The organism is Phytopseudomonas argentinensis (assembly GCF_900113905.1).
Lineage (GTDB): Bacteria > Pseudomonadota > Gammaproteobacteria > Pseudomonadales > Pseudomonadaceae > Aquipseudomonas > Aquipseudomonas argentinensis.
Window position 1 is genome coordinate 451495 of the sequence record NZ_FORC01000002.1, and the last position, 23838, is coordinate 475332.

A 23838-nucleotide genomic window follows, 5' to 3' on the forward strand; every position below is an offset into this window, starting at 1 on the left:
CCGAAGCACAAGAACAATAACTTCGATGCGTCAACGAGGATAAAAACAATGATCACCTACCGACGAACTCCACTCGCCACCTTCATTCTGCACGGCCGTAGCACGCCGCCAGCCGTCATGAAGCGGATGGGCACCACCTGGGGGCGCGCATGAGCAGGCGCGCAGCAACGCAAGACCAGGCAGTACCCATGGATGGCGTGTCGCCATCGGATGAAACCAACCAGGTGTCTCGGGAGGGCGTATGAGTCCGGAAATCGCAACGATCATCGGTCTGGTGATCATGTTCATCGTGGCCACGGCCCTGCCCATCAACATGGGCGCCGTCGGTTTTGCATTGGCATTCATCGTCGGCGGCATCTGGGTGGGTATGGGTGGCAAGGAAGTCCTGGCGGGCTTTCCCGCCGATCTGTTCCTGACCCTGGTTGGCATTACCTACCTGTTCGCCATTGCCCAGAAGAACGGCACCATCGACCTGCTGGTGCATTGGGCGGTCAAGGCCGTGCGCGGCCACATCGTGGCCATTCCGTGGGTGATGTTCATCGTCACCGCGGTGCTCACCGCGTTCGGCGCCCTGGGGCCGGCGGCGGTCGCGATCATCGGCCCGGTCGCCCTGCGTTTCGCCAAGCAATACCAGATCAATCCGCTGATGATGGGTCTGTTGGTGATCCACGGTGCCCAGGCGGGCGGCTTCTCGCCGATCAGCGTGTACGGCGGCATTACCAACCAGGTGGTGCAGAAGGCCGGGCTGGACGTCACGGAAATGGCCGTGTTTCTCACCAGTCTCGGTTTCAACCTGCTGATGGCGTTCATCTGCTTCTTCGCCTTTGGCGGCATCGCCCTGCTGCGTCGTGGCCGTGCGGTGGCGAGCGAGCCGTTGATCGCTGGCGTGCAGGCCTCGTCGCGGCAGTTCGCCATCGAAGGCCACGGGGCGGTGGTCAGTGCCGGTGGCGGCACCCTGTCCAATAATCCGCAGGCGCTGGATGAGGTGCGTATCAACCGCGATCACCTGATCACCCTGGTCGGCCTGTTGGGCCTGGGCATCGCGGCACTGGCGTATGACCTCAACGTCGGCCTGGTGGCGATCACCGTCGCCGTCGCCATCGCGATAATTTCGGCGTCGGCGCAAAAGGGCGCAGTGGACGGCATCAGCTGGTCCACGGTACTGCTGATCAGCGGCGTGGTGACCTACGTCGCCGTGTTGCAGAAGGCCGGTGCGGTCGACTTCGTCGGCCACGGCGTCAGCTCCATCGGCATTCCGCTGCTGGGTGCGCTGCTGGTCTGCTATGTCGGTGGCATCGTCTCCGCCTTCGCGTCTTCGGCGGCGGTACTGGGTGCAACCATCCCCCTGGCGGTGCCGTTTCTGATGCAGGGCCACCTCAGTGCGGCAGGTGTTATCTGTGCGCTGGCGGTTTCTTCCACGGTGGTGGACGTCAGCCCGTTCTCCACCAATGGCGCCCTGGTGGTGGCGTCGGCGGCCAAGGACGAGCGCGAAGCCCTGTTCCGTCGCTTCCTGGTCTACAGCGGCCTGGTGGTGGCCTTCGGCCCGCTGCTGGCCTGGCTGCTGTTCGTGGTGCCGGGCTGGATGTAAGCCGGGCGCAGGAGGCGACCGCGGATCGCCCTGTGCCGATTGTCCGGCCTCACGCCGTCTGCCCGAGGCTGTACATGCGGCATTCGGCTAGGAGCGCGAGCAGGTTGGGGTCGCGCTCCTTGGCTTTCAGGAACACCACGCCGATATGCTGCTGCATGTGATACCTCGCCTGTAGCGGGATCAGCTTCACACGGTTCTCGTAGACCGCTGCGATGCGCCCCGGCAACAGCGCATAGCCCACGCCCGAGCTGACCATGCTGAGCAGGGTGAAGATGTCGTTCACCTGCATCGCCACGTTGGGTTCGAAGCCTGCCTGCTCGAATACCCGCACACCGTCCTGGTGGGTGGCAAAACCCTGGGTCAGGGTGATGAAGGTGGATTCGCGCAGGTCGGCCAGGTCCACTTCGGCCTGCTCGGCAAAGGGCGAATCCACCGGCACGGCCAGGAAAATATCATCGGAAAACAGCGGCAACTGCTCGCAGTCGGGGTGCGGGTCGGTATCGTTCAGGGCGACCAGAATGGCGTCCAGCTCCATGTTCTTGAGCTTGTACATCAGGTCGATGTTGGAACCCAGGATCAGGTCGATATTCAGCTCGCTGCGGCGAATCTTCAGCCCCATGATCAGCTGCGGTACGGTTTTCACCGTCAATGAATACAGCGAGCCGAGCTTGAAGCGCTCGGCCGAGAACCCCGCGGCTTCGCGTGTCAGGCGCACCGTTTCGACCACGTCCTGCACCAGCTTGCGGGCCTTTTCCTCCAGCACGTAGGCGCTTTCCAAGGGGATCAGGTTGCGCCCTTCGTGCTTGAATAACGGGCAACGCAGGGCGTTCTCCAGCGAGTGGATGGCGCGGTGCACGCTGACGTTGCTGGTGTTGAGTTCGCTGGCCGCGCGGGCCAGGTTGCCGCTGCGCATGAAGGCCAGAAAGATTTCCAGCTTCTTGAGGGTCAGTTCTTCATCGATCTGCATGGGCCAGATCCAATCCTTGGCGAGATGGAAGTGGCCAGATTGTGCCGCAGATGATCGGTGCCGTGGCGAATCAGCCGCAGGCGATGCGCTCGATCACTTCTGCTTCGGTGATGTCGATGTTCAGGCGCTGGGAATCGTAGTCCAGGGTGACCATGTCACCGGGCGACAGCACACGGGCGGTACGGGCGCCGGACTGTGCGCGGGCCTTCTCGACGACTTCGGCGGTGGCGACCTGGCCAAGCAGGTTCTGTGCAGCCTCGGCGCTGCATTTGCCGTTGCTGTTGGCGGGTTTCGAGGCCTGGGTGGGTGCTGTGTCGGTCGAACTGCAGCCGGCGAGCAGGGCCAGCAGAGCGGCGCCGCCAATCAGGTGTTTGAAAGCCATTGCTTGATCCTTGTGTGTGAAGGGTTCGCGGTTGAGTGGGTCAGTGTGCCGTGTATCGGACTCGGTTGTCGTGCCCGTGTTCCGAATTCAGCGAATTGTGGCGTGACCCAGTTGCGCACGGTGGGCGCGGCGACAGGTGCAGACGGCAGGCAATCTGGCATCGCCCATGGTCACAGTCGTCAGGCGGCTCAGCGGGCAGGGCAACATTTCTTTACAATGGCCAGCTGTTTTCAGGATCGAGGCGTATCGTGCAACCGGTCATTTCCATCCAGCAATTGAACAAGACATACGCGTCCGGCCATCCGGCGCTCAAATCCATCGACCTGGACATCCACCAGGGCGAGATCTTCGCACTGCTCGGCCCCAACGGTGCGGGCAAGACCACGCTGATCAGCATCATCTGCGGCATCGTCAACCCGGGCAGCGGCTCGGTTACAGTGGCTGGCCACGACATCCTGCGCGACTACCGCGCGGCCCGCTCGAAGATCGGCCTGGTGCCTCAGGAACTGTTCAACGAAGGCTTCGAGAGCGTGTGGGCGGCGGTGCGCTTCAGCCGCGGGCTGTTCGGCAAGGCGCCGGACAACGCCTACCTGGAGCAGCTGCTGCGCGACCTGTCGCTATGGGAAAAGAAGGATGCGCGGATCTTCGAACTCTCCGGCGGCATGAAGCGCCGAGTGATGATCGCCAAGGCGCTGTCCCATCAGCCGCAGATCCTGTTTCTCGACGAGCCGACCGCCGGTGTCGACGTCGAGCTGCGCCGCAACATGTGGGAGATGGTGCGCAAGCTGCGCGAGCGCGGCGTGACCATCATCCTCACCACCCACTACATCGAAGAAGCCGAGGAGATGGCCGACCGCATCGGGGTGATCCGCAAGGGCGAGATCATTCTGGTGCAGGACAAGGACACCCTTATGCGTCAGCTCGGCAAGAAGCAGCTGACCCTGCACCTGCAGCAGCCACTGAGCGAACTGCCGCCGGCCTTGCAGCGCGACGACTTGCAATTGCGTGACGACGGCCATGAGCTGGTCTACAGCTTCGACGGCCAGCAGGAGGACACCGGCATCGCCGAGCTGCTGCAGGCCCTGGCCCAGCACGGCATCGCCTTCAAGGATCTGCAGTCCAGCGAGAGCTCGCTGGAGGACATTTTCGTCAGTCTCGTGAAGGAGCAGGCATGAATTTCTACGCGATCCGCGCCATCTATCTGTTCGAGCTGGCGCGTACCTGGCGCACCCTGCTGCAGAGCATCGCCACCCCGGTGATCACCACTTCGCTGTACTTCGTGGTGTTCGGCTCGGCCATCGGTTCGAGCATGACCCAGGTGCATGGCGTCAGCTACGGCGCCTTCATCATTCCCGGGCTGATCATGCTGGCGCTGCTCACCGAGAGCATTTCCAATGCCTCGTTCGGCATCTACATGCCCAAGTACTCGGGCACTATCTACGAGGTGCTGTCGGCGCCGATTTCCTACCTGGAAATCCTCCTCGGCTATGTCGGCGCGGCGGCCACCAAGTCCATCGTGCTGGGGCTGATCATCCTCGCCACCGCGCGGCTGTTCGTCGATTTCGAAATCCTCCATCCGTTCTGGATGCTGGCTTTCCTGGTGCTGACGGCGCTGACCTTCAGCCTGTTCGGCTTCATCATCGGGGTGTGGGCCGATGGCTGGGAGAAGCTGCAGATCGTCCCGGCGCTGATCGTCACGCCGCTGACCTTTCTCGGTGGCAGCTTCTACTCGATCAGCATGCTGCCGCCGGTATGGCAGACGGTGACCCTGTTCAACCCGGTGGTGTATCTGATCAGCGCGTTTCGCTGGAGCTTCTACGGCGTGTCGGACGTCAACGTGATGGTCAGCCTGGGCATGATCCTGGGCTTTCTGCTCGCCTGCATCCTGACCGTTGGGTGGATTTTCAAGACTGGTTATCGCCTGAAAAGCTAAGGCAATGGCGCTGGGCTGACTCAGGCAGCCCGGGGTTGGGCAGCGCCATGCTTTCGTGCCATTATCCGGCGCAGAAGAATGCCGAGAATGCCCATGCTGGACGAGCTACTCCAACGTGTACGCGATTACAGCCCGCGCTTCATGGAAACCCAGGAGGGCTTTCCCGAGGCGGCGGTGCTGGTGCCCATCACCCGCAGCGACGAACCGGAAGTGGTGCTTACCCTGCGCGCCAGCGGCCTGTCCACCCATGGCGGCGAAGTCGCCTTTCCAGGTGGGCGCCGCGATCCGGAAGACCGCGACCTGATCGATACCGCCTTGCGCGAAGCCGAGGAAGAAATCGGCCTGCCGCCAGGCCTGGTGGAGATCGTCGGCCCGCTGGGCACCCTGGTCTCCCGGCACGGTATCCAGGTCACGCCCTATGTCGGCGTGGTGCCGGATTTCGTCGACTACCAGGCCAACGATGGCGAGATTGCTGCGGTGTTTTCGGTGCCACTGGAGTTCTTTCGCAGCGATCCTCGCGAGGTCACCCACCGTATCGATTACCTCGGGCACAGCTGGTACGTGCCGAGCTATCGCTACGGCGAATACAAGATCTGGGGGCTGACGGCGATCATGCTGGTCGAACTGGTCAACCTGGTTTATGACGCCGGTATCGACATGCGCCGTCCACCCGAGCATTACGTTCACCTCACGTGAACCAGCCTGCGAGATCCCTGCCATGAAATACCGCCTGGGCAATACCCGCGTCGACCAGCACCCAGAGAGCTGGATCGCCCCCAACGCCACGGTGATCGGCAAGGTGCGCCTCGACGAGGGCGCCAGCGTCTGGTTCGGCGCTGTGCTGCGTGGCGACAACGAGCTGATTCATATCGGCGAGAACAGCAACGTGCAGGACGGTGCGGTGCTGCACACCGACCCGGGCTCGCCGCTCACCCTGGGCACTGGCGTGACCGTCGGCCACAACGCCATGCTGCATGGCTGTACGGTGGGCGATTACAGCCTGGTTGGCATCAATGCCGTGGTGCTCAACGGTGCGCGCATCGGCAAGCACTGCATCATCGGCGCCAATGCGCTGATCGCCGAGGGCAAGGAGATTCCAGACGGCTCGCTGGTGGTCGGCTCACCCGGCAAGGTGGTGCGCGAGCTTACCGAGCAGCAGAAGAAAATGCTCGAAGCCGGCGCCGCCCATTACGTGCAGAACGCCAAGCGCTACGCCGCCGAACTCAGTGAGCAGGACGACTGATGCAGACCCTCGAACGCCCGGTCGCCTCGCCCTGCGTGCATGTCTGTGCGCTGGACGAAGAAGACATCTGCATCGGCTGCCAGCGCAATGTCGACGAGATCACCCGCTGGAGCCGCATGGACAATGACGAGCGCCGTCAGGTGTTGCAGCTGTGCCACGAGCGGGCCCGCGACAAGGGCATCCTGCTGTAGCCGATGCCCATATCCACCAACTAGTCGTTGCGCGCGCCGCCGAACGAAGCGCAGCCGCGCATCAGCTTGCCGTTGAGGCGCAGCTGGGCCGTCATGTGCTCGACCGCGCCACTCATGCTGTTGACGCAACGCTGCGGCGCCAGCCACAGCTCCACGCGCTCGCCATTGGCTTCACTGGTCAGGTTGATGCGCCCCTCGGGCAGCTGCTCTTCCATATAGGGCAACGCCAGCGGTGCGCGGTCGGGCCCGCTGAGCACCATGCCCTGATTGCTCACCGTGACGCTCCAGAACGGCTCCTGGCCGGCGGCGCGCACCAGCGTGCGTTTGAAGTTGGGGTCGTCGCAGCCGTGGCCTTCGGGTTGCAGGCGGTATACCCGGCCGACCTGCATCGCGCCGTCGGCACCACTGACCTGGGTCGAGCCCATGACCCCACGCAGGTCGGCGAACAGAGCGGAATGGCCGTCGCCCAGCAGCTCGCTGGCATCCTGAGTGATGGTGGTGTTGCCCTCGGTGATCGCAAAACGCCGTGGATCCTCGCAGGGCTTGAGCCACAGCTGGCCGTTCTCGCGGGTCAGCTCGCCCTGCAGGCGTGTCTCGGATTTCTCGGGGGACACGGGTTTGCCCGTGTACACCGCGCAACTGGCGAACAGCGGCAACAGGGTAAACACTAAGAATTTGCGGCTGATGTGCATGGGGCTCTCCATCTGGCGAGCGGCCACGTTACCGATGCCGTGGGTCAATCTCAAGGAGGCCTGGCAATGATTTGCTGCAAGCGGGTTTACCAGCCGGTTGAAGATGATGACGGCTACCGGGTGCTGGTCGATCGGCTGTGGCCGAGGGGCGTGAGCAAGAGTCGATTGCAGCATGACGAGTGGCTGCGCGAGGTGGCGCCATCGACCGAGTTGCGCCGCGAATTCGCCCACCGTCCCGAGGCATTCGCGGCCTTTGGCGAGGCCTATCGCCGTGAACTGGCGGCCCGCCCGGAGTATTGGCAGGGCCTGCTGGCACGCGCCGCAGCAGGAAAGCTGACGCTGCTGTACGCCACCCGCGATCAGGAGCACAACAACGCATGCGTACTGCAGGATTTTCTCGAGGATGAACTGGAGCGGCGGGGCACGGGCAGCTCACCGGTGTGCTATGCCGGTGAGCTGTAGGGCTTAGAGCTGGTTTCCGGGCATGCACCGTAATGACTGCAACTGGGGAAGCGGCCACCGGCGCAGTATCTGTGGGAGCGGGCCATGCCCGCGAAAAAATCACGGGCATGGCGCGTTCCTACAGGTAAAACAACAATGTCTGCTTTTGCTTTATTGCAACCGATTCACTGGATCCAAGTGCCCAGAAACCAGAAGATCGTTAACGGGGTTCAACGCCAACCGGGCGCATAAAGCTGCGCTCGTAGCTGAGAATGCAGCGGTTCTGCTGGGCGTAGGCGAACGCGGCCAAGCACTCTTTGTCCTGCATGGAGCGCTCGCGGTAGTCCTCGTAGGCGGCCAGGCTGGGAAAGCTGAACAGCGCCAGGGCCACGTTGTTGGCACCTTCGCTAGGTAGGAAATAGCCGTGGTGCTGGCCGCCGAATTTCTCCACTAGGGGAATCCACAATTTGGCGTAGTGCTCGAATTCGGCCAGCTGGTAAGGGTCGATGATGTAGCGCAGGTAGCAGGTGATCATGGTCTTCTCCTTGACGGGGCGAGCAGCATAGCCCAGCTCGCAGAAGCCCGGCATCATGCTCAGCCGAAGGTGTCGCCAAGCATCTTCAAGGTCTCGTGGGTGTTACGCAGGGTGTTATCCTTGGCGAAGACGCTGAGATAGATCAGCAGGCTATTGGGCAGCAGCAGAAGACCTGCCAGCCACAGGTTGAAGGCCGTCGCGACCAGGGTGTACAGCGACCCGCCAACTGCCAGCACCATGATCACCAGAAAGACGCAGCGCAGTCCCGTGAAACTGCGGCGCTCGAGATCGATTGGCGTGAAGCTCTTCATGGTCCCCCTCATGCGCTCAACAGTCGTTCCAGCAGCCATGAGGCCGCTGGTCCCAGGGGCCTTACCCGGGACCAGACCACATCGACGGGCACTTGTTTCGGCCAGCCATTGACCTTGAGTTCGTGCAGGTTTTCGCCGCCGTGGTTCTGCACCAGTTGCCGAGGCAGGGCGGCCCAGCCGAAGCCAAGGGCGGCCATTTCCAGCAACAGCAGGTAATCCGGCGCGGACCAGCAGCGACCGCCGCTGCCGGGCAGGTCATCCAGCGCATCACCCTGATCGGCCACGGTGCTCAGGCGCAGCACCCGCCAGTGCACCAGGTCTTCCAGGGTAACGCGAGGCAACTGGCTGAGCGGGTGGCCCTTGACCACGAACAGGCCGAAGTCCGCTGCATCGGCCAGGCTCGCATGGGCCAGCTCGGGCGGGTAGGCGGCCTGGGCGGCAAGCAGGCCCAGGTGGGCGCGACCCTGGCCGACCAGGTCGAGCACATCGGCGTGTTCGGCGAAGAAACACTCGAACTCCAGATCAGGGTAGCGCTCATCCAGCTCGCTCAGGCGCGCCTGGTACTGGCTGGCCTGGTAGGCATCGGAAAGCACCAGGGTCAGCTTGGGCTCCAGGCCCGCCGCCAGCTGGCTGGCCTGGCGCAGGAGGCGGTCCGAGGCGGCCAGTACGTCCTGCACGCGGCTCAGCAGGCTGCTGCCGGCTTCGGTCAGTGCCAGTTGCCGGGCGCCGCGCACGAATAGGGTAACGTCGAGGTCGACTTCGAGGCGCGAAATCGCCTCGCTGATCGTCGACTGGCTTTTGCCCAGGCGCCTTGCCGCAGCACTGAACGAGCCGGTGGCAGCCGCCTGGGCGAAGGCCTGCAAGGATTCGGGTGAAAGGTTCATATCGGTTTAGCCGATGGCTGTTAATTTCTATCTGGCAGTTTTGCCGATGAGAATAGCGCCATTCCAGATCACCTAGCGAGTCTGATATGAAGCAGTCAAACATAGTTGCCCGGCGCTCCATGAAGGAGCGCGTATTCCACGCCACCCTGTTCGAACTGATCGCCGTGGTGGTGTGCGCGCCGCTACTGGCCTGGGCGATGGGCAAGTCGCTGGCGCATATGGGCGCCCTGACCCTGATGTTCTCGGCCATCGCCATGCTCTGGAACATGATCTTCAACATCCTGTTCGATGCCGCGCAACGACGCATGGGCTTCGAGCGTGGCCTGTGGGCGCGGATCAGCCATGCGCTGCTGTTCGAGGCTGGCCTGATTCTGGTGCTGGTACCGCTGGCGGCGTGGTGGCTGTCGATCAGCCTGGTGGCGGCGTTCTTCCTGGATATCGGCCTGATCCTGTTCTTCCTGCCGTATACCCTGGGCTACAACCTGGCCTACGACAAGCTGCGCGAGCGCTACTTCAGCCGGCGTCAGGACCGCACCCTGGCGTGCTCCTGAGCGGCAAGCGCGTATAACCGTCAGTCCCGGTCGACTTGTGGCCGGCTGGCGGCTGCCACTAAGCTGCGCGGTTTCGATATCCGAAGAGTCGGCATGGCCACGCAAAGCATCATCGTCCCGCGCATTTCCAGCTTTCCCGGTCACGAACGCAAGGCGCAGCAGATCCTGCGCTGGCTGGCCAAGCGCGATATCGTCGAGGCATTGCCCACTACCTGCGGGCGCAGCGGCATGGCCTACGCCATCGCGCCGGGGGCGAGCAGGGTGGTCGAGTCCGCCGAGCGGCTGCCGTTCGGCCAGCCCGTCAATGGTCTTGAGGTCATCTACCGGCGCTGCATCTACACGCCCATCGAGGATTTTCTCGAGGAGGCGGGTTGCCCCGAGTGCCGCCGGGAAGTCGGCGAGGCGTTGTTCGAGAGCCTGGATGAATGGATGCCTGGCGACACCGACAACTTCACCTGCCCCGAATGCCGGCACGAAGATGACATCAACGGCTTTCTGTTCCTGCAGCCCTGCGGCTTTTCCAACTTGGGGTTCATCTTCAACGGCTGGGCCGATGCGCGCTTTACGCCAGCCTTCGTCGAAGAGTTCGCCGAACGGCTGGGGTATCCGGTGGCGCTTGTGCAGGCCTGAGACAGCGTGTTGCCGATGCTGCACCGACGCTGCGGCATGTTGATCAGCATGCTGGTGCGGCGCTACAGGGAGAGGGGAGCTCTTCCTTGAGCCTGAAATAGATCAGGCTGCATGAATCCCCATCGGTTCCCCGCTCGTTGAGAATCATTGATATTAATTGCCGAACGGTCGATCCGCCATTCTTTACATTGAGTGACAGAGACTGACTCGGTATAATGGCGCGCTTCCAATTTTCCCGCCTGGGAGCCCCCGCCATGCTGCGTATCAGTCAAGAAGCCCTTACCTTCGACGACGTTCTTCTTATTCCCGGTTTTTCCGACGTTCTGCCGAAGGACGTGAGCCTCAAGACTCGCCTTACCCGCGGCATCGAGCTGAATATCCCGCTGCTTTCCGCGGCCATGGATACCGTCACCGAAGCTCGCCTGGCCATCGCCATGGCGCAGGAAGGCGGCATTGGCATCATCCACAAGAACATGACCGTCGAGCAGCAGGCTGCCGAAGTGCGCAAGGTCAAGAAGTTCGAGTCCGGCGTGGTCAAGGACCCGATCACCATCGAGGCCGATGCCACCGTGCGTGATCTGTTCGAGCTGACCCGCCAGAACAACATCTCCGGCGTGCCGGTGCTGAGCAATGGCGACCTGGTGGGCATCGTCACTTCCCGTGACGTGCGTTTCGAGACCCGCCTGGACGCCACCGTCCGTGAAGTGATGACGCCCAAAGAGCGCCTCGTCACCGTCAAGGAAGGCGCTGCCAAGGAAGCCGTTCGCGAAGTGCTGCACAAGCACCGCATCGAGAAAGTGCTGATCGTTGACGACGCATTCACGCTCAAAGGCATGATGACCGTCAAGGACATCGAAAAGGCCAAGGCCTACCCGCTGGCCAGCAAGGACGACCAGGGTCGTCTGCGCGTTGGTGCAGCCGTCGGTACTGGCGCCGATACCGGCGACCGCGTTGCCGCACTGGCCCATGCCGGCGTCGACGTGATCATCGTCGACACCGCCCACGGTCACTCCAAGGGTGTGATCGAGCGCGTGCGCTGGGTCAAGCAGAACTTCCCGGACATCCAGGTGATCGGCGGCAACATCGCTACCGGCGCTGCTGCGCTGGCGTTGGCTGAAGCCGGCGCTGACGCGGTCAAGGTCGGCATCGGCCCAGGCTCGATCTGCACCACCCGTATCGTCGCCGGTGTTGGCGTGCCGCAAATCTCCGCCGTTGCCAACGTCGCTGCTGCGCTGCAAGGCACCGGTATCCCGCTGATCGCCGATGGTGGCATCCGCTTCTCCGGTGACCTGTCCAAGGCCATCGTCGCCGGCGCCTCTGCCGTGATGATCGGCTCCATGCTGGCCGGTACCGAAGAAGCGCCGGGCGAGATCGAGCTGTTCCAGGGCCGTTCCTACAAGGCCTACCGCGGCATGGGTTCGCTGGGCGCCATGTCCCAGGCTCAGGGGTCTTCGGATCGTTACTTCCAGGACTCCGCCGCCGGTGCCGAGAAGCTGGTACCCGAAGGCATCGAAGGCCGTGTGGCCTATAAGGGCGCCATGGGCTCCATCGTTCATCAGCTGATGGGCGGCCTGCGTGCCTCCATGGGCTACACCGGCTGCGCGACCATCGAAGAGATGCGCACCAAGCCCGAGTTCGTGCGCATCACCGGTGCCGGCATGGCCGAATCCCACGTCCACGACGTGCAGATCACTAAAGAGGCCCCGAACTACCGCGTAGGCTGAAAAATCGATTTGACGCTGCTGCGCTTGAGCATGCTGCGTTGGAGAGAAGCTCGAAATGCTCATTTGCTCCAGCAAACTCCGCTTTCTCGCTTCTCTCCGCCTTGCCTGCTCATCGCTCGCGACGCGGCAAATCGATTTTTGAACTGAATTAAGAACGGGGCTGTATCGACAGCCCCGCGTTGTTTCTGCTTCCACTGACGAGAACAGAGTCATGGCCCTCGACATTCACGCTCACCGCATCCTGATCCTCGACTTCGGTTCCCAGTACACCCAGCTGATTGCCCGCCGTGTGCGCGAGATCGGCGTGTTCTGCGAACTGCACCCCTGGGACATGTCCGAAGAGGACATTCGTGCCTTCGCTCCGCGCGGCATCATCCTCGCCGGCGGCCCGGAGTCGGTACATGAAGCCGACAGCCCGCGCGCGCGCCAGGCCGTATTCGACCTCGGCGTGCCGCTGCTGGGTATCTGCTACGGCATGCAGACCATGGCCGAGCAACTGGGCGGCAAGGTCGCCGGCTCCGACCTGCGCGAATTCGGTTATGCCCGCGTCGATGTAGTCGGCAAGAGCAAGCTGCTCGACGGCATCGAAGACCATGTCGACGCCGACGGCGTGCTGGGCCTGGACGTGTGGATGAGCCACGGCGACAAGGTCACCGAGCTGCCCGGCCAGTTCAACATCCTGGCGAGCACCCCGAGCTGCCCGATTGCCGGTATGTTCGACGACGCCCGCGGCTACTACGGCGTGCAGTTCCACCCGGAAGTGACCCACACCAAGCAGGGCGGTCGTATCCTTACCCGTTTCGTGCAGGACATCTGCGGCTGCGAAGCCCTGTGGACTCCGTCCAACATCGTCGAAGACGCCATCGCCCAGGTGCGTGAGCAGGTCGGTTCGGCCAACGTGCTGTTGGGCCTGTCCGGCGGCGTCGACTCATCCGTGGTTGCCGCGCTGCTGCACAAGGCGATCGGCGACCAGCTGACCTGCGTGTTCGTCGACAACGGCCTGCTGCGCCTGCATGAAGGCGACCAGGTGATGGCCATGTTCAAGGAGAACATGGGCGTCAAGGTGATCCGCGCCGATGCCGAGCAGCAGTTTCTCGACAACCTGGCTGGCGAAGCCGACCCGGAGAAGAAGCGCAAGATCATCGGCCGCACCTTCATCGACGTGTTTGATGCCGAAGCCAGCAAGCTGGACAACATCCAGTTCCTCGCCCAGGGCACCATCTACCCGGACGTGATCGAGTCGGCTGGCGCCAAGAGCGGCAAGGCCCACGTGATCAAATCGCACCACAACGTCGGCGGCCTGCCGGAGGAAATGAACCTCAAGCTGGTCGAGCCGCTGCGCGAACTGTTCAAGGACGAAGTGCGCAAGATCGGACTGGAACTGGGCCTGCCCTACGACATGGTCTACCGCCACCCGTTCCCGGGCCCGGGCCTGGGCGTGCGCATTCTCGGTGAAGTGAAGAAGGAATACGCCGACATCCTGCGCCGCGCCGACCACATCTTCATCGAAGAACTGCGCAAGGCGGACTGGTACCACAAGACCAGCCAGGCCTTCGTGGTGTTCCAGCCGGTACGCTCGGTGGGCGTGGTCGGTGATGGCCGTCGCTACGCCTGGGTCGTCGCCCTGCGCGCCGTGGAAACCGTGGACTTCATGACCGCGCGCTGGGCGCACCTGCCCTACGAGCTGCTGGAGACCGTCAGCGGCCGGATCATCAACGAAATCGACGGCATCTCCCGCGTTACCTACGACGTGTCGAGCAAGCCGCCCGCGACCATCGAGTGGGAGTGACTCCGCATCCGGTGTAAGCCGGCATCAGGTCAAAAAAACCCAAAGCCCGCTTAATGCGGGCTTTGGGCATTATGGGGCTGGCAAATCCGGGTAGCGCTTATGGGGCTCGAGATATGAGCGCGGGTTATGCCTGTCCTGTCGCCGGATCAAACCACCTGCGCCCTGGCCAGTCTCTCGCCTTCAAGCCAGGCGCGGATGTCGCAGGCAGGCATGGGTTTGGCGAACAGGTAGCCCTGGGCCCAGGTGCAGCCGAGTTTTTTCAGGGCGCCGAGTTCGTTGGCGGTTTCCACGCCTTCGACGATGCACTCCAGCTGCATGTCCTGGCATAGGGCAATCAGCGACTTGACGATCTTGAAGCTGGCCGGGTCGACGTCGATGGCGGTGACGAAGGTGCGGTCCACCTTCAGTTTGGTCAACGACAGCGCGTGGATGTGGCTCAGGCTGGAATAGCCGGTGCCGAAGTCGTCGAGGGAAATGCCGCAGCCCAGTTCGCGCAACCGGCTGATCGTCCGCTGGGTCTGCGGCAGGTCCTGGATGGCCGCGGTTTCGGTGATCTCGAGATCGAGACGGGCCGGGTCGAAGGGGCTGCGCTTGATCAGTTCGACGATCTGCTGGGCGGCGTCCTGCGAACCACAGTCGTGGGCCGACAGGTTGAATGACAGGCGCATACCTGCAGGCCAACTGGCGGCCGTATCCAGTGCCTCTCTCAGCAATGGCACCGTGAGGCGATTGACCATGCCGACGCGCTCGGCTATCGGGATGAACTCACCTGGCGGCACGTTACCCAGCTCCGGGCTTTCCCAGCGTGCCAGTGCCTCGAAGGCGACGGTTTGCGAACGGTGAATATCCACGATCGGTTGGAACACCACGTGAAACTCAGTAGCCAGATCGGCCCTGCGCAGGGCCTGTTCGGTAAGCCCTTCGCGGTTGAGCTGCTGGCGATGGGCTGCGCTGAACAGGCACACCGTGCCGGGGCGGTGGCGCTTGCTCTGGTACAGGGCATAGTCGGCGTATTCGTACACCTGGGTGGGGCTGGATGCCTGGTCCGGAAAGGTCGCGATGCCCAGTGACCCACTGATCTGGATGGGGATGTCAACCAGCAGGAAAGGCTCGCGCAGGCTGGCGCAGATTTTCTCGCCAAACGCCCGCAACTGGCCGTCGCTCATGGCTTGGGTGATGATCAGCGCGAACTCGTCGCCGCCGAGCCGGGCCAGGTGCACACCCTCGTCGAGCAGCCCGGTCAGGCGCTGGCCAACCTGATAGAGCAGCCGGTCGCCAACGCTATGGCCATACAGATCGTTGACCGGCTTGAAGCCATCCAGGTCGATCAGCCCCACGGCCAGGCGAGTCTGTTGCTCGCAGGCACGGGACAATTGCGTGTCGAGGCGGGAAAAGAACTGCCGTCGATTGGCCAGCCCGGTGAGGCTGTCCTGATTGGCCAGATGGAGGTTTTCCTCGCTGAGTTTTGCCGTTTGCGCCTGCATGTTCACCAGCCGGGTGAAGTCGGCGTACTGTGCCTTGAGGATGACCAGCATGGCGATGGACACCAGCAGCACGTCAATCGCCGTGGCAACGAAGGTAATGATATTGGTCGATGCAAAGAACACCACGAACGCCGTGTTGACCACTGCCGTGGTGGCCAGGGCGGCTGGCAGCAGGTGCATCATGCAGAAGATGCAGCCGATGACGGTGATCGCCATATAGAAGGCGACATGCGCCTGGGTGTAGCCATCGCCATAAGGAAACAGTGCCAGCGACCAGGCGGTGAAGGCCACGGCCACGAACGGTGCGAGCATGTTGGTGCGTTTCAGTGCCGTCAGCATCTGCGCCGGGCTGCGCGTCCGCTCGCGCGTACGGAACCATTCCACGGCACGAATCACGCCGAACAACGTCATGATCGCCGGGCAATACACCACCAGCCAGCGCGGTGCGACCGCAAAGTGGGTGCCTGCCAGCATCAGCGTGTTGACCAGCAGGATGAAATACATCATCGGTAATTGACGAGCCAGCGCGATGTATTGCGCCTTGACCAGGCCAGGGTTGTCCTTGGGTACGGACATCAGCGCTCGTACGCCGAGCAGGGTTTTGTTCATCAGGCGAGGCTCTGAAAATAGACTAGATAAGTAACCGAGCGGATTATCCTTTCCAGCCTGGATCGAGCAGGATTGCGCGCTGCTCTCATGGGATCGTGTCGGCCGATCTTCAGTTTTCTGCAATCTTTACGACTAGTGGCACTTTGATTTCGTTCCGTCAGCCGATCGTGAGGGTGGCGGGTGAGATGGGAGGTGGTGGCAGGTTAGAAAGACGACCAGGCGCTCATTCAGCACCCACCGGGGCCGCGTCTACCGCCTATGAACGGTAAATCTGAAATCCCTGCTATAGCGGGCTTCGTGATGTTCGCGTGCAGAATCTTGCTCGGACCGGCGTGATCCGAGACCTTCAATTGGTGGAGAGCATTGGGCGGTGGCGGTGTTCGGAATCCAAACTGCGAATTTTTATGTAACAGTCGGGAACTTTATTGTTAATGACTATCGTTGTGATAAAGGTTTTCGAATATGATTGTTGTACGACCTCTGCTGACCTCTGCGGCAGCGCCGAATGGCGCGCAGGGCAGGGGGCTTCCAACAATCAAGGATCTTGAGCATGACTCACTGCAAACCCAGGGCCATTCCCACCAGCGTGTCCTGGCAGCGAACCGCTACGGCCGCCCTGTTCTGCACGCCGCTGGTTGCCGTTCCCCTGAGCGTAACTGCCCAGGAGGCCACCACTATCAGTGAGGAGGAGGCCTATCGCCTTGCACCGATCATCGTCAACACGCAGGCGACCGCCAGCGATGATGCCAACACGGTGGTCGCTCAGGAGCTCTGGGTGGGCGGCAAGGTTGCGACCAGCATTCTCAATACGCCGGCTTCGGTTTCGGTCGTTACCGAGAAGGAAATCGAGCAGCGCAGCGTCAATACGACTGAAGAACTCCTGCAGTACACGCCGGGTATCATCACGGATTACTACGGTTCGGACGATCGCAACGACTATTTCAAGATTCGTGGCTTTCAGGCCACTACCTATCGCGATGGTCTGACCCTGGGCTCGATGCGTGGTGTGCGCGAAGAACCATTTGCCTACGAGCGTGTTGAAGTCCTGCGCGGCGCCAACTCCACACTGTTTGGCGCCGCCGATCCGGGTGGCTCGGTCAACTTCGTGACCAAGAAGCCGCGCTTCGAAAAATTCGGTCAGGTCTACGCCACTTATGGTTCGTTCAACCATAAGGAAACCGGCATCGACGTCGGTGACTCGTTGAACGCCGACCAGACCGTTGCCTACCGTTTTACCGGCAAGCTTCAGGACAGCGACCGAGAATACGATCACTCGCGGGACGACAATGGCTTCGTGATGGGGGGCCTGACCTGGGCGCCGACAGCCTATACCTCGGGTACCTTGACTCTGGATCACCTCAAAACCAAAAGTTCGCCCAATAGCGGCGGGTATCCGCTGGATCGGGAATATGACCGCAGCGATTTCTTCGGGGAACCTGGTTACAACTTCCATGATGTCGAGCGAACCAGCATCAGCGGTAACGTCACCCACGATTTCGACAATGGTTTCGTGCTGCGCAGCAATCTGCGCTACAGCGAACTTACCGATGATTTCGCTTACCTGTATTTGAACGGTACGGGGACCGGGACCCTACGCAATCGTGATGTTTTCGGCACTGATACCGAAGCCGACCAAGTCAACGGCAACCTGATGCTGCAGTACGATGCCCGTTTCGAGAATATCGACAGCAGCACCATGGTGGGTGTGGAGTATGGCGATTCGTCTACCGACGCTGAGTCCATCTATCAGCAGGGGGTTTCCGCGATTGATATCGCCAATCCCGTATACAGTGGTGCTCCGGCAGGCCTAGTCCCCTATCTTCGGACGAAACGGGACTACACAACCAAGTCGGTATTCCTGCAGCAGAATCTGTCGTTCTACGAGCGCTTTATCGTCACCGCTGGCGTGCGTAACGACTCGATGGATCTTGCCGAGACCGACAAGCTCAGTTCGACCAAGACCTCCGACAGCTTCTCTGAAACCTCCCTGCGCGGGGCGCTGACCTATATCGTTACTGACGAGGTTTCCACTTATGTCAGCATGGTGGAGTCCGTGTCGCCACCCGAGATTGGTACCACGCCGAAGCGCGGCAAACAGTACGAGGTTGGTGTGAAGTATTCCCCGATGGGGATGAATGCGTTGTTCTCGGCTGCGATCTACGACCTCACTCAGGAAGATGTCACCATCGCGGTAGTCGTGCCTGGTGGGGGTATACAGCAGCAAAATGTTGGCGAGACAAATGTGCGTGGTCTTGATCTGGAGGCGAAAGCGGAGCTTACCGAGAACCTGAGTCTGGTTGGCGGTTATTCGTATATGAAGTCGGATGTGGTTCGTGGCACGTTGTGGGACGGTACTTCCCTCAAGGGCAACGAATTCGAGGTGACGCCGCAGCACTCTGCTTCGCTCTGGACCTACTACGACCTGCCTGGTACCGCCATGAGCGTAGGGCTGGGAGCGCGTTATGTTGGCTCCTACTACTTCGACCCAGCTAACACCAGCAAGAGCGAAGCAGCCACGCTCTTTGACGCTGCCTTCAACTACAACATCGCCAAGGGGACTGACCTGTCGGTTAACCTCAGCAACCTGCTGGACGAGCAACACGTGGTTGGCTCCGGTACTGCGAACTACTACAACCCTGGCCGAGAAGTCACTGCCAAGGTGAGTTACAACTGGTAAGTCGGTAAATCGTCGCCCGAGCGGTGCACTATGCTCGGGCAATGTTCCTTGATTGCCGTTGGCCTTCTTTGAGCCCAGGCAATAACTGAAAATGTATCGCCAATGAAAAAGGCGCTAATCGTTAACCGATTGGCGCCTTTTTTATTGGCATCGACCCCTTACCGCTCGCTTGCTTCAGCCAAGAACATGAGTCGAAATCAGCTTGGAAATCTCCACCATCGCCGTCTTGCCAGTGAATTCGAACTTCACTTTGCCCAATGAGGAGAAATAGATCTCCAGTTCCGAGTCAAGGTCGAAGGTGCCGGACGTTTCGATGGAATAGGCGACGATGTTCTTGTAGGGCAGGGAGGTGAAATCCTTCTTGCTGCCGGTAAGACCCTGCACGTTGACCGCGATGATGCGCTTGTCTGTGAACACCACGCCGTCGCGCATGGATTTGTAGGCGTCGATGACCTGTTCGTTTTCAAGCAGCAAGTCGCTGACGCGCTGGGCGTATTCGTCGTTCTGCTTGAGTTTGAAAAAGCCCTTGTTATTGAAGTCGATCATCTGCTGGTCTCTTTTTTAGGTTTGAATCGTTCTGTACTTGAAGACTGCCGCGGTGCGTTTTGGCAACTCACCCGCACCAGGCGGCTCAGGCAGGCTGCTGCAGCGCGCCCTGAATCAGCGAGGTAAAGGTGGCGATCACCTCCGCCTTGGCATACCGGCTGCGCACCAGCGCGCCTGCCAACGCTTCGCCCGCGCCGACCAAGCCGGCGCAGCGCCGCTCCAGCTCGGCAGCCGGCAGGTTGGCGTGGGGCTCGAGCACGCTGACGAACATCTGCACGCAGTTATCGAGCAGCTCTTGGAATACCGCGGCCTTCTCATCGCTGCCCGCCAGGGCGGCACCTACTGCGTAGAACTCGTCAGTGTTGTTGGATGCGCAGTCGATATAGGCGCTGGACAACAGCTGCGCCGTATCCTCCAGGCTGCGGGTGGTACCCGCCATCAGTTCGCGAAAGGCATTGATCCGTTCGATGTCGATCCACCGGTACAGCTCGATCAACAAGCCGGAACGGGTGCCGAAGTGGTCGTAGACCACCGGCTTGGACACTCCGGCGCAAGTGGCCAGATGGCCGAGAGTCAGACGGTCGGCACCTTCATGGCGCACCACCTGCCGCGCGGTTTGCAGCAGCTGATGTCGACGTTCGGCTTTGGACAACCGGCCTCTCGATGGGGTAGTGGCAGAGTGATGGTTTTTTTGCACGTCGTCGGGTTCCAAAACAGAAACCTACCAATGGTAGGTTAAAGAGGCTAGGCTCATTTACAGGTTCCTACTAAAGGTAGGTTAAGCCAGTAAACGGAGGACGTACAGCATGTCTATTGATCCTGTTCTGTTGATGGGTGGCTCTGGAGCCATCGGTAACCACACGGCTGCGGCGCTGCGTGCCCAGCATCCCGACCTTGCCTTGTTGATCGCTGGTCGCGATCTGGCCAAGGCTCAACAAGCCGCCGAGCGAATCGGCAATGCGCAGGCGGTGGTGCTGGATCCCGCTGCCGATGACCTTGGCCTCGGCGATCAACCGGTCAGTGCGGTGGTGGTCTTCTATATGGATCACGCCCTGGCTGGCCTGCGCTTCGCCCAGAAACGCGGCGTGCCGCACCTGAGTATTTCCTCCGGGGTGTTCGAGATCGCCCCGGAGATCGCCACCTACATGCACAACCCTGACGCTGCGCCCATCGTGCTGGGTTATGAATGGATGGTGGGCGCCACTACGGTGGCCACGCTGCGCATTGCCGAAGCGTTTCGGCGGGTCGATGAGATCCGTATCAACGCCCTGGTCGACGAGCAGGATACCGGCGGGCCGACCGTCGCCACCGACTTCGAGCACCTGAACCGGATGCTTCCTGCAGCGCTGACACGCCGTGATGGCGTTTATATGTGGCGTGAGGACGACCAGGCAAAAGCCCGCTTCCGCGCCGTGGACGGCACGCCGATCGAAGCTGGCGGTTTTTCATCCATTGATGTCGTCGGTCTTGCGGCGGCCACGGATGCGCCGAACGTGCAATTCAACATGGCCATCGATGTCAGCTCCACCAGCCGTCAGGGCGGAGCCATGTCGACGGAGATCCTCATCGAGCTGTCCGGTGAGGATCTGCAAGGCAAGCCGCTGCGCACCCGTCATGCCGTCATGCATCCCAAGGGCGCTGCATTGCTGACTGCCCTGAGCGTAGCAATGCTTATCGAACGCCTGTTGGGCCTGGACGGAAAGGCGGCAACAAAACCTGGCCTGTACTTTCCCTACCAGTTGCTGGATCGCTCGCGCTATCTGCAACGGTTGCAGGCGGAGGGAGGTGAGTTGCGCGAACTGCAGGTGGACGAGGACTAGGCCGCAAAATGATGTGGCAGGGCGCGAGCGGTGCATACCGCTCGCGTTTCGGCGTTTCATCAGCGCTGAATTCATCTCGTGGATTTTCCTGAGAATCAAACGCAGTTGGCCCGTATAATCCCCTGGTAACTATTTGTTTCGAGGGGAAGAGGCTTATGTCGGTACATCGAGTAACCGGATTGGCGCGCGTGATCAGCGCCAGCGTCCTGTCCTGCGGCCTGCTGCTGAGCGGCCTGGCCCATGCCGAGGATCCGGTGACCCTGACCCTTTACAACGGCCAGCACGAGGCCACCGGCAAGGCCGTGGCGGCTGCCTTCGAGAAGAAGACCGGTATCAAGGTGCTGATCCGCAAGGGCGGCGGTGGCCAACTGGCCAACCAGATCGCCGAGGAGGGCGAGCGCTCGCCGGCCGACATCGTCTACACCGAAGAGGCGCCGCCGCTGATCAAGCTCGGTAGCCAGGGCCTGCTGGCCAAGGTCGATGACAGCACGCTCAAGCAGATCGACGCCAAGTTCTCCGATGACAACGGCAATTGGATCGGCATCACCTCGCGGGTGCGCGTGCTGGCCTACAACCCGGATCTGGTCGCTGAAGCCGAACTGCCGAAGAGCGTGCTAGAAGTCGCCGACCCCGAGTGGGCTGGCAAGATCGCCTTCGTGCCGAGCAGTGGTGAGTTCCTCGGCCAGACCGCCGCGGTCATCCGCCTCAACGGCCGCGAAGCCGCCGAGGAATGGCTGACCGGGCTCAAGGCTTTCGGCTCTACCTACACCAACAACGTGATCGCCATGAAGGCCGTGGAGAACGGCGAGGTTGGTGCCGCGCTGGTCAACAGTTATTACTGGACGGCGCTGAAGAAAGAGAAAGGCGAGCTGAAATCCAAACTGCATTACTTCGCCGATGGCGATGCCGGCGGCCTGTCGAGCGTCTCCGGCGCAGCCGTGGTCAAGGCCAGCAAGCACCCGAAAGAAGCGCAGCAGTTTCTCGCCTTCATGATCAGCGAGGAGGGCCAGAAGGCCGTGCTCACCCAGTCCGCCGAATACCCGGTCAACCCCAAGGTGCCGGCCGACCCGCTGCTCAAGCCCTATGACCAGCTCAAGCCGCCGGCCATCACCGCGGCGCAGATCGGCCTGGCCGAGGATGCCCTGGAGCTGCAACGCGAAGTGGGTATGAACTGATCATGCAGCCTCAGGCGGTCACCCCGGAACTGCCGCTGCCTGCGGTTACCATCAGCAGCCGGCGTCGCAAGGCGCCGCCGATCTGGCTGCAGTTGCCGGTGCTGGCGCTATTGCTGGTCGCGGCGCTGCCTCTGTTCTTCGTGGTAGTGCGCGCGGCCCAGGTTGGGCCCCACGAGGCCTTCGCGCTGCTGTGGCGACCGTTCGTGTTCGGCTTGCTGGCCAACACCCTGAAGCTGATGGTGCTGGTGACCCTGGGCTGTGCGCTGCTTGGCCTGGCCCTGGCCTGGCTGGTGGAACGCAGCGACCTGCGTTGGCGCAACCACTGGAACGTGCTGCTGTGCCTGCCGTTCGCCATTCCCTCGTTCGTCAGCGGCTTTACCTGGGTGTCGATCAGCCCGTTGTTCGAGGGCCTGGGCGGCACGGTGCTGGTGATGATCCTGTCCAAATACCCGCTGATCTACCTGCCGGTGGTGGCGGTGTTGCGCAACCTCGACCCAGCTCTCGAAGAGTCGGCGCGCATGCTCGGCTGCAGTCGCCGTGAGGTGTTCTGGCGCGTCACCCTGCCGCTGCTGCGCCCGGTGCTGATGGCCACCAGCCTGTTGGTGGCGGTGCACATGCTGGTGGAGTTTGGTGCGCCGTCGATCATGCGCTACCAGACCTTCACCACCGCCATCTATCAACAGTTCGAGCTGGAGTTCAGCGGCAGCAACGCGGCCATGCTGTCAGCCTTGCTGCTGGGGCTGTGCATGCTGCTGCTGTGGGGCGAATTCCGTCTGCGCGGGCGCGGCTACGCGCGCACCGGCCAGGGCGTGGCGCGCAATGCCGCCCGGGTACGCCTGGGGCGCTGGGGCATCCTGGCGCAGGCGCTGCTGTTGGTTCTGGTGGCCGTTGGCTGCGGCGTGCCGCTGGTGATGCTGGGTTTCTGGATCGTTGAAGGCAGCTCGGCCAGCTTCCCGGTCGCGGAGATCGTCGCAACGCTGTGGTCGTCGCTGCGCTATTCCTTCGGCGGCGCCTTGCTCAGCTGCCTGCTGGCGCTGCCGGTGTGCCTGGTGGTGGTGCGCTACTACGGGCGCATGGCCAACCTGGCCGATCGCCTGCCGTATCTGCTGCACGCCTTGCCAGGCCTGGTGATCGCCCTGTCGCTGGTGTTCTTCGCCCTCGGCTACGTGCCGGCGCTGTACCAGACCAGCATCCTGCTGTTGGTGGCCTACGCGCTGCTGTTCATGCCCATGGCCCAGGGGCCGATCCGCGTCGCCCTGGAAAAGGCCTCGCCACAGCTCGAAGAGGCGGCGCGCACCCTTGGGCACACGCCGCTCGCGACCTTTCTGCGAGTGACCCTGCCGATCATCTCTCCGGCCATTGGCGCCGGCTTCGTGCTGGTGTTTCTCGACTGCATGAAAGAGCTGACCGCCACCTTGATTCTCGGCCCAACCGGACTGGAGACCCTGGCCACCAAGGTCTGGTCGCACACCGGCAACCTGGAATATGCCGGCGCTGCGCCTTATGCCGCGCTGATCGTGTTGGTCTCGGGGCTACCGGTTTACTTGCTAACTACCCGCGCTTACCGGCGTTCTTGAGCGCGGGCTAGGCCCGATGTCACGGTGTCGTGGCTTAACGCCCCGGCGCTCAAGGTGTATCGTTCGCAGCTCTCCAGCGCCCGCAGAGG

24 protein-coding genes are annotated in these 23838 nt (G+C 62.0%); 15 read left to right on the forward strand and 9 right to left on the reverse strand.

All coding sequences use genetic code 11. The features are described 5' to 3' along the window. Positions 1 to 241: 241 nt before the first annotated feature. Positions 242 to 1588 carry an SLC13 family permease gene (locus BM154_RS10625; RefSeq protein ID WP_074883052.1) on the forward strand — a complete coding sequence of 449 codons (1347 nt, stop codon included), beginning with the start codon at positions 242 to 244 and terminating at the stop codon, positions 1586 to 1588. Between the two features lie 49 nt (positions 1589 to 1637). Here the strand turns inward: BM154_RS10625 and BM154_RS10630 are convergent, their stop codons facing one another. Together BM154_RS10630 and BM154_RS10635 are read right to left on the reverse strand one after the other, a co-directional pair. Then, entirely contained in the window at positions 1638 to 2555 is a 918-nt protein-coding gene (locus BM154_RS10630) for a LysR family transcriptional regulator (protein ID WP_074883054.1), read from the reverse strand. 70 nt (positions 2556 to 2625) lie between these two features. Further along, positions 2626 to 2937, reverse strand: a complete 312-nt coding sequence (locus BM154_RS10635) for an I78 family peptidase inhibitor (RefSeq protein WP_074883057.1) — start codon at positions 2935 to 2937, stop codon at positions 2626 to 2628. Positions 2938 to 3185: 248 nt separating this feature from the next. On the opposite strand from BM154_RS10635, the gene BM154_RS10640 reads away from it, so the two are divergent. From BM154_RS10640 to BM154_RS10660, 5 genes are all read left to right on the forward strand, one after another. Next, a complete protein-coding gene (locus tag BM154_RS10640) occupies positions 3186 to 4112 on the forward strand; it encodes an ABC transporter ATP-binding protein (RefSeq protein WP_074883060.1) in 927 nt (308 codons plus the stop codon). Beyond that, positions 4109 to 4870 (forward strand): ABC transporter permease, encoded by a 762-nt coding sequence (locus BM154_RS10645; protein WP_074883063.1) that lies wholly within the window; start codon positions 4109 to 4111, stop codon positions 4868 to 4870. The genes BM154_RS10640 and BM154_RS10645 overlap by 4 nt, the downstream gene beginning before the upstream one ends. Before the next feature lie 93 nt (positions 4871 to 4963). Beyond that, entirely contained in the window at positions 4964 to 5566 is a 603-nt protein-coding gene (locus BM154_RS10650) for a CoA pyrophosphatase (RefSeq protein ID WP_074885274.1), read from the forward strand. Positions 5567 to 5588: 22 nt separating this feature from the next. Then, positions 5589 to 6113 (forward strand): gamma carbonic anhydrase family protein, encoded by a 525-nt coding sequence (locus BM154_RS10655; RefSeq protein ID WP_074883066.1) that lies wholly within the window; start codon positions 5589 to 5591, stop codon positions 6111 to 6113. Next, on the forward strand, positions 6113 to 6304 hold the full coding sequence (locus BM154_RS10660) for a DUF1289 domain-containing protein (protein WP_074883068.1): 192 nt from the start codon (positions 6113 to 6115) through the stop codon (positions 6302 to 6304). Before BM154_RS10655 ends, BM154_RS10660 begins: the two co-directional genes overlap by 1 nt. A gap of 20 nt (positions 6305 to 6324) precedes the next feature. Here BM154_RS10660 and BM154_RS10665 read toward each other — a convergent pair whose 3' ends face one another. Further along, a complete protein-coding gene (locus tag BM154_RS10665; protein ID WP_074883071.1) occupies positions 6325 to 6996 on the reverse strand; it encodes a COG3650 family protein in 672 nt (223 codons plus the stop codon). 66 nt (positions 6997 to 7062) lie between these two features. Between BM154_RS10665 and BM154_RS10670 the strand changes: the two genes are divergently transcribed. After that, positions 7063 to 7458 (forward strand): DUF488 domain-containing protein, encoded by a 396-nt coding sequence (locus BM154_RS10670; RefSeq protein WP_074883075.1) that lies wholly within the window; start codon positions 7063 to 7065, stop codon positions 7456 to 7458. A gap of 199 nt (positions 7459 to 7657) precedes the next feature. Here the strand turns inward: BM154_RS10670 and BM154_RS10675 are convergent, their stop codons facing one another. Genes BM154_RS10675 through BM154_RS10685 form a run of 3 tightly spaced genes read right to left on the reverse strand, consistent with a single transcriptional unit; the run spans position 7658 to position 9167 of the window. After that, a complete protein-coding gene (locus tag BM154_RS10675; protein WP_074885277.1) occupies positions 7658 to 7972 on the reverse strand; it encodes an NIPSNAP family protein in 315 nt (104 codons plus the stop codon). Between the two features lie 59 nt (positions 7973 to 8031). Further along, positions 8032 to 8283 (reverse strand): hypothetical protein, encoded by a 252-nt coding sequence (locus tag BM154_RS10680; RefSeq protein WP_074883078.1) that lies wholly within the window; start codon positions 8281 to 8283, stop codon positions 8032 to 8034. Between the two features lie 8 nt (positions 8284 to 8291). Continuing rightward, positions 8292 to 9167: a LysR family transcriptional regulator gene (locus tag BM154_RS10685; protein ID WP_074883080.1), complete on the reverse strand. Its 876-nt coding sequence runs from the start codon at positions 9165 to 9167 to the stop codon at positions 8292 to 8294. Between the two features lie 86 nt (positions 9168 to 9253). Between BM154_RS10685 and BM154_RS10690 the strand changes: the two genes are divergently transcribed. From BM154_RS10690 to guaA, 4 genes are all read left to right on the forward strand, one after another. Continuing rightward, entirely contained in the window at positions 9254 to 9718 is a 465-nt protein-coding gene (locus tag BM154_RS10690) for a multidrug/biocide efflux PACE transporter (RefSeq protein ID WP_074883083.1), read from the forward strand. 93 nt (positions 9719 to 9811) lie between these two features. After that, positions 9812 to 10348 (forward strand): sugar ABC transporter ATPase, encoded by a 537-nt coding sequence (locus BM154_RS10695; protein WP_074883086.1) that lies wholly within the window; start codon positions 9812 to 9814, stop codon positions 10346 to 10348. Positions 10349 to 10602: 254 nt separating this feature from the next. Continuing rightward, positions 10603 to 12072, forward strand: a complete 1470-nt coding sequence (guaB, locus tag BM154_RS10700; RefSeq protein ID WP_074883089.1) for an IMP dehydrogenase — start codon at positions 10603 to 10605, stop codon at positions 12070 to 12072. Positions 12073 to 12283: 211 nt separating this feature from the next. Then, positions 12284 to 13861, forward strand: coding sequence for a glutamine-hydrolyzing GMP synthase (guaA, locus tag BM154_RS10705; RefSeq protein WP_074883092.1), 1578 nt, complete (start codon positions 12284 to 12286; stop codon positions 13859 to 13861). Between the two features lie 146 nt (positions 13862 to 14007). On the opposite strand, the gene BM154_RS10710 is transcribed toward guaA, so the two are convergent. Continuing rightward, complete coding sequence (locus BM154_RS10710) at positions 14008 to 15954, reverse strand: putative bifunctional diguanylate cyclase/phosphodiesterase (protein WP_074883095.1); 1947 nt, start codon at positions 15952 to 15954, stop codon at positions 14008 to 14010. A gap of 550 nt (positions 15955 to 16504) precedes the next feature. On the opposite strand from BM154_RS10710, the gene BM154_RS10715 reads away from it, so the two are divergent. Then, on the forward strand, positions 16505 to 18631 hold the full coding sequence (locus BM154_RS10715) for a TonB-dependent siderophore receptor (RefSeq protein ID WP_074883098.1): 2127 nt from the start codon (positions 16505 to 16507) through the stop codon (positions 18629 to 18631). A gap of 174 nt (positions 18632 to 18805) precedes the next feature. Here BM154_RS10715 and BM154_RS10720 read toward each other — a convergent pair whose 3' ends face one another. Both BM154_RS10720 and BM154_RS10725 read right to left on the reverse strand, forming a co-directional pair. Beyond that, positions 18806 to 19177, reverse strand: a complete 372-nt coding sequence (locus BM154_RS10720; RefSeq protein ID WP_074883101.1) for a PH domain-containing protein — start codon at positions 19175 to 19177, stop codon at positions 18806 to 18808. 85 nt (positions 19178 to 19262) lie between these two features. Further along, positions 19263 to 19829 carry a TetR/AcrR family transcriptional regulator gene (locus BM154_RS10725; RefSeq protein WP_244157129.1) on the reverse strand — a complete coding sequence of 189 codons (567 nt, stop codon included), beginning with the start codon at positions 19827 to 19829 and terminating at the stop codon, positions 19263 to 19265. Between the two features lie 154 nt (positions 19830 to 19983). Between BM154_RS10725 and BM154_RS10730 the strand changes: the two genes are divergently transcribed. The 3 genes from BM154_RS10730 (at position 19984) to BM154_RS10740 (ending at position 23749) form a co-directional block, all read left to right on the forward strand. Beyond that, entirely contained in the window at positions 19984 to 20997 is a 1014-nt protein-coding gene (locus BM154_RS10730) for a saccharopine dehydrogenase (RefSeq protein WP_074883104.1), read from the forward strand. A gap of 155 nt (positions 20998 to 21152) precedes the next feature. Then, positions 21153 to 22172 carry an extracellular solute-binding protein gene (locus tag BM154_RS10735; protein WP_074883107.1) on the forward strand — a complete coding sequence of 340 codons (1020 nt, stop codon included), beginning with the start codon at positions 21153 to 21155 and terminating at the stop codon, positions 22170 to 22172. Between the two features lie 2 nt (positions 22173 to 22174). Further along, on the forward strand, positions 22175 to 23749 hold the full coding sequence (locus BM154_RS10740; RefSeq protein WP_074883110.1) for an ABC transporter permease: 1575 nt from the start codon (positions 22175 to 22177) through the stop codon (positions 23747 to 23749). The last annotated feature ends 89 nt before the right edge of the window (positions 23750 to 23838 follow it).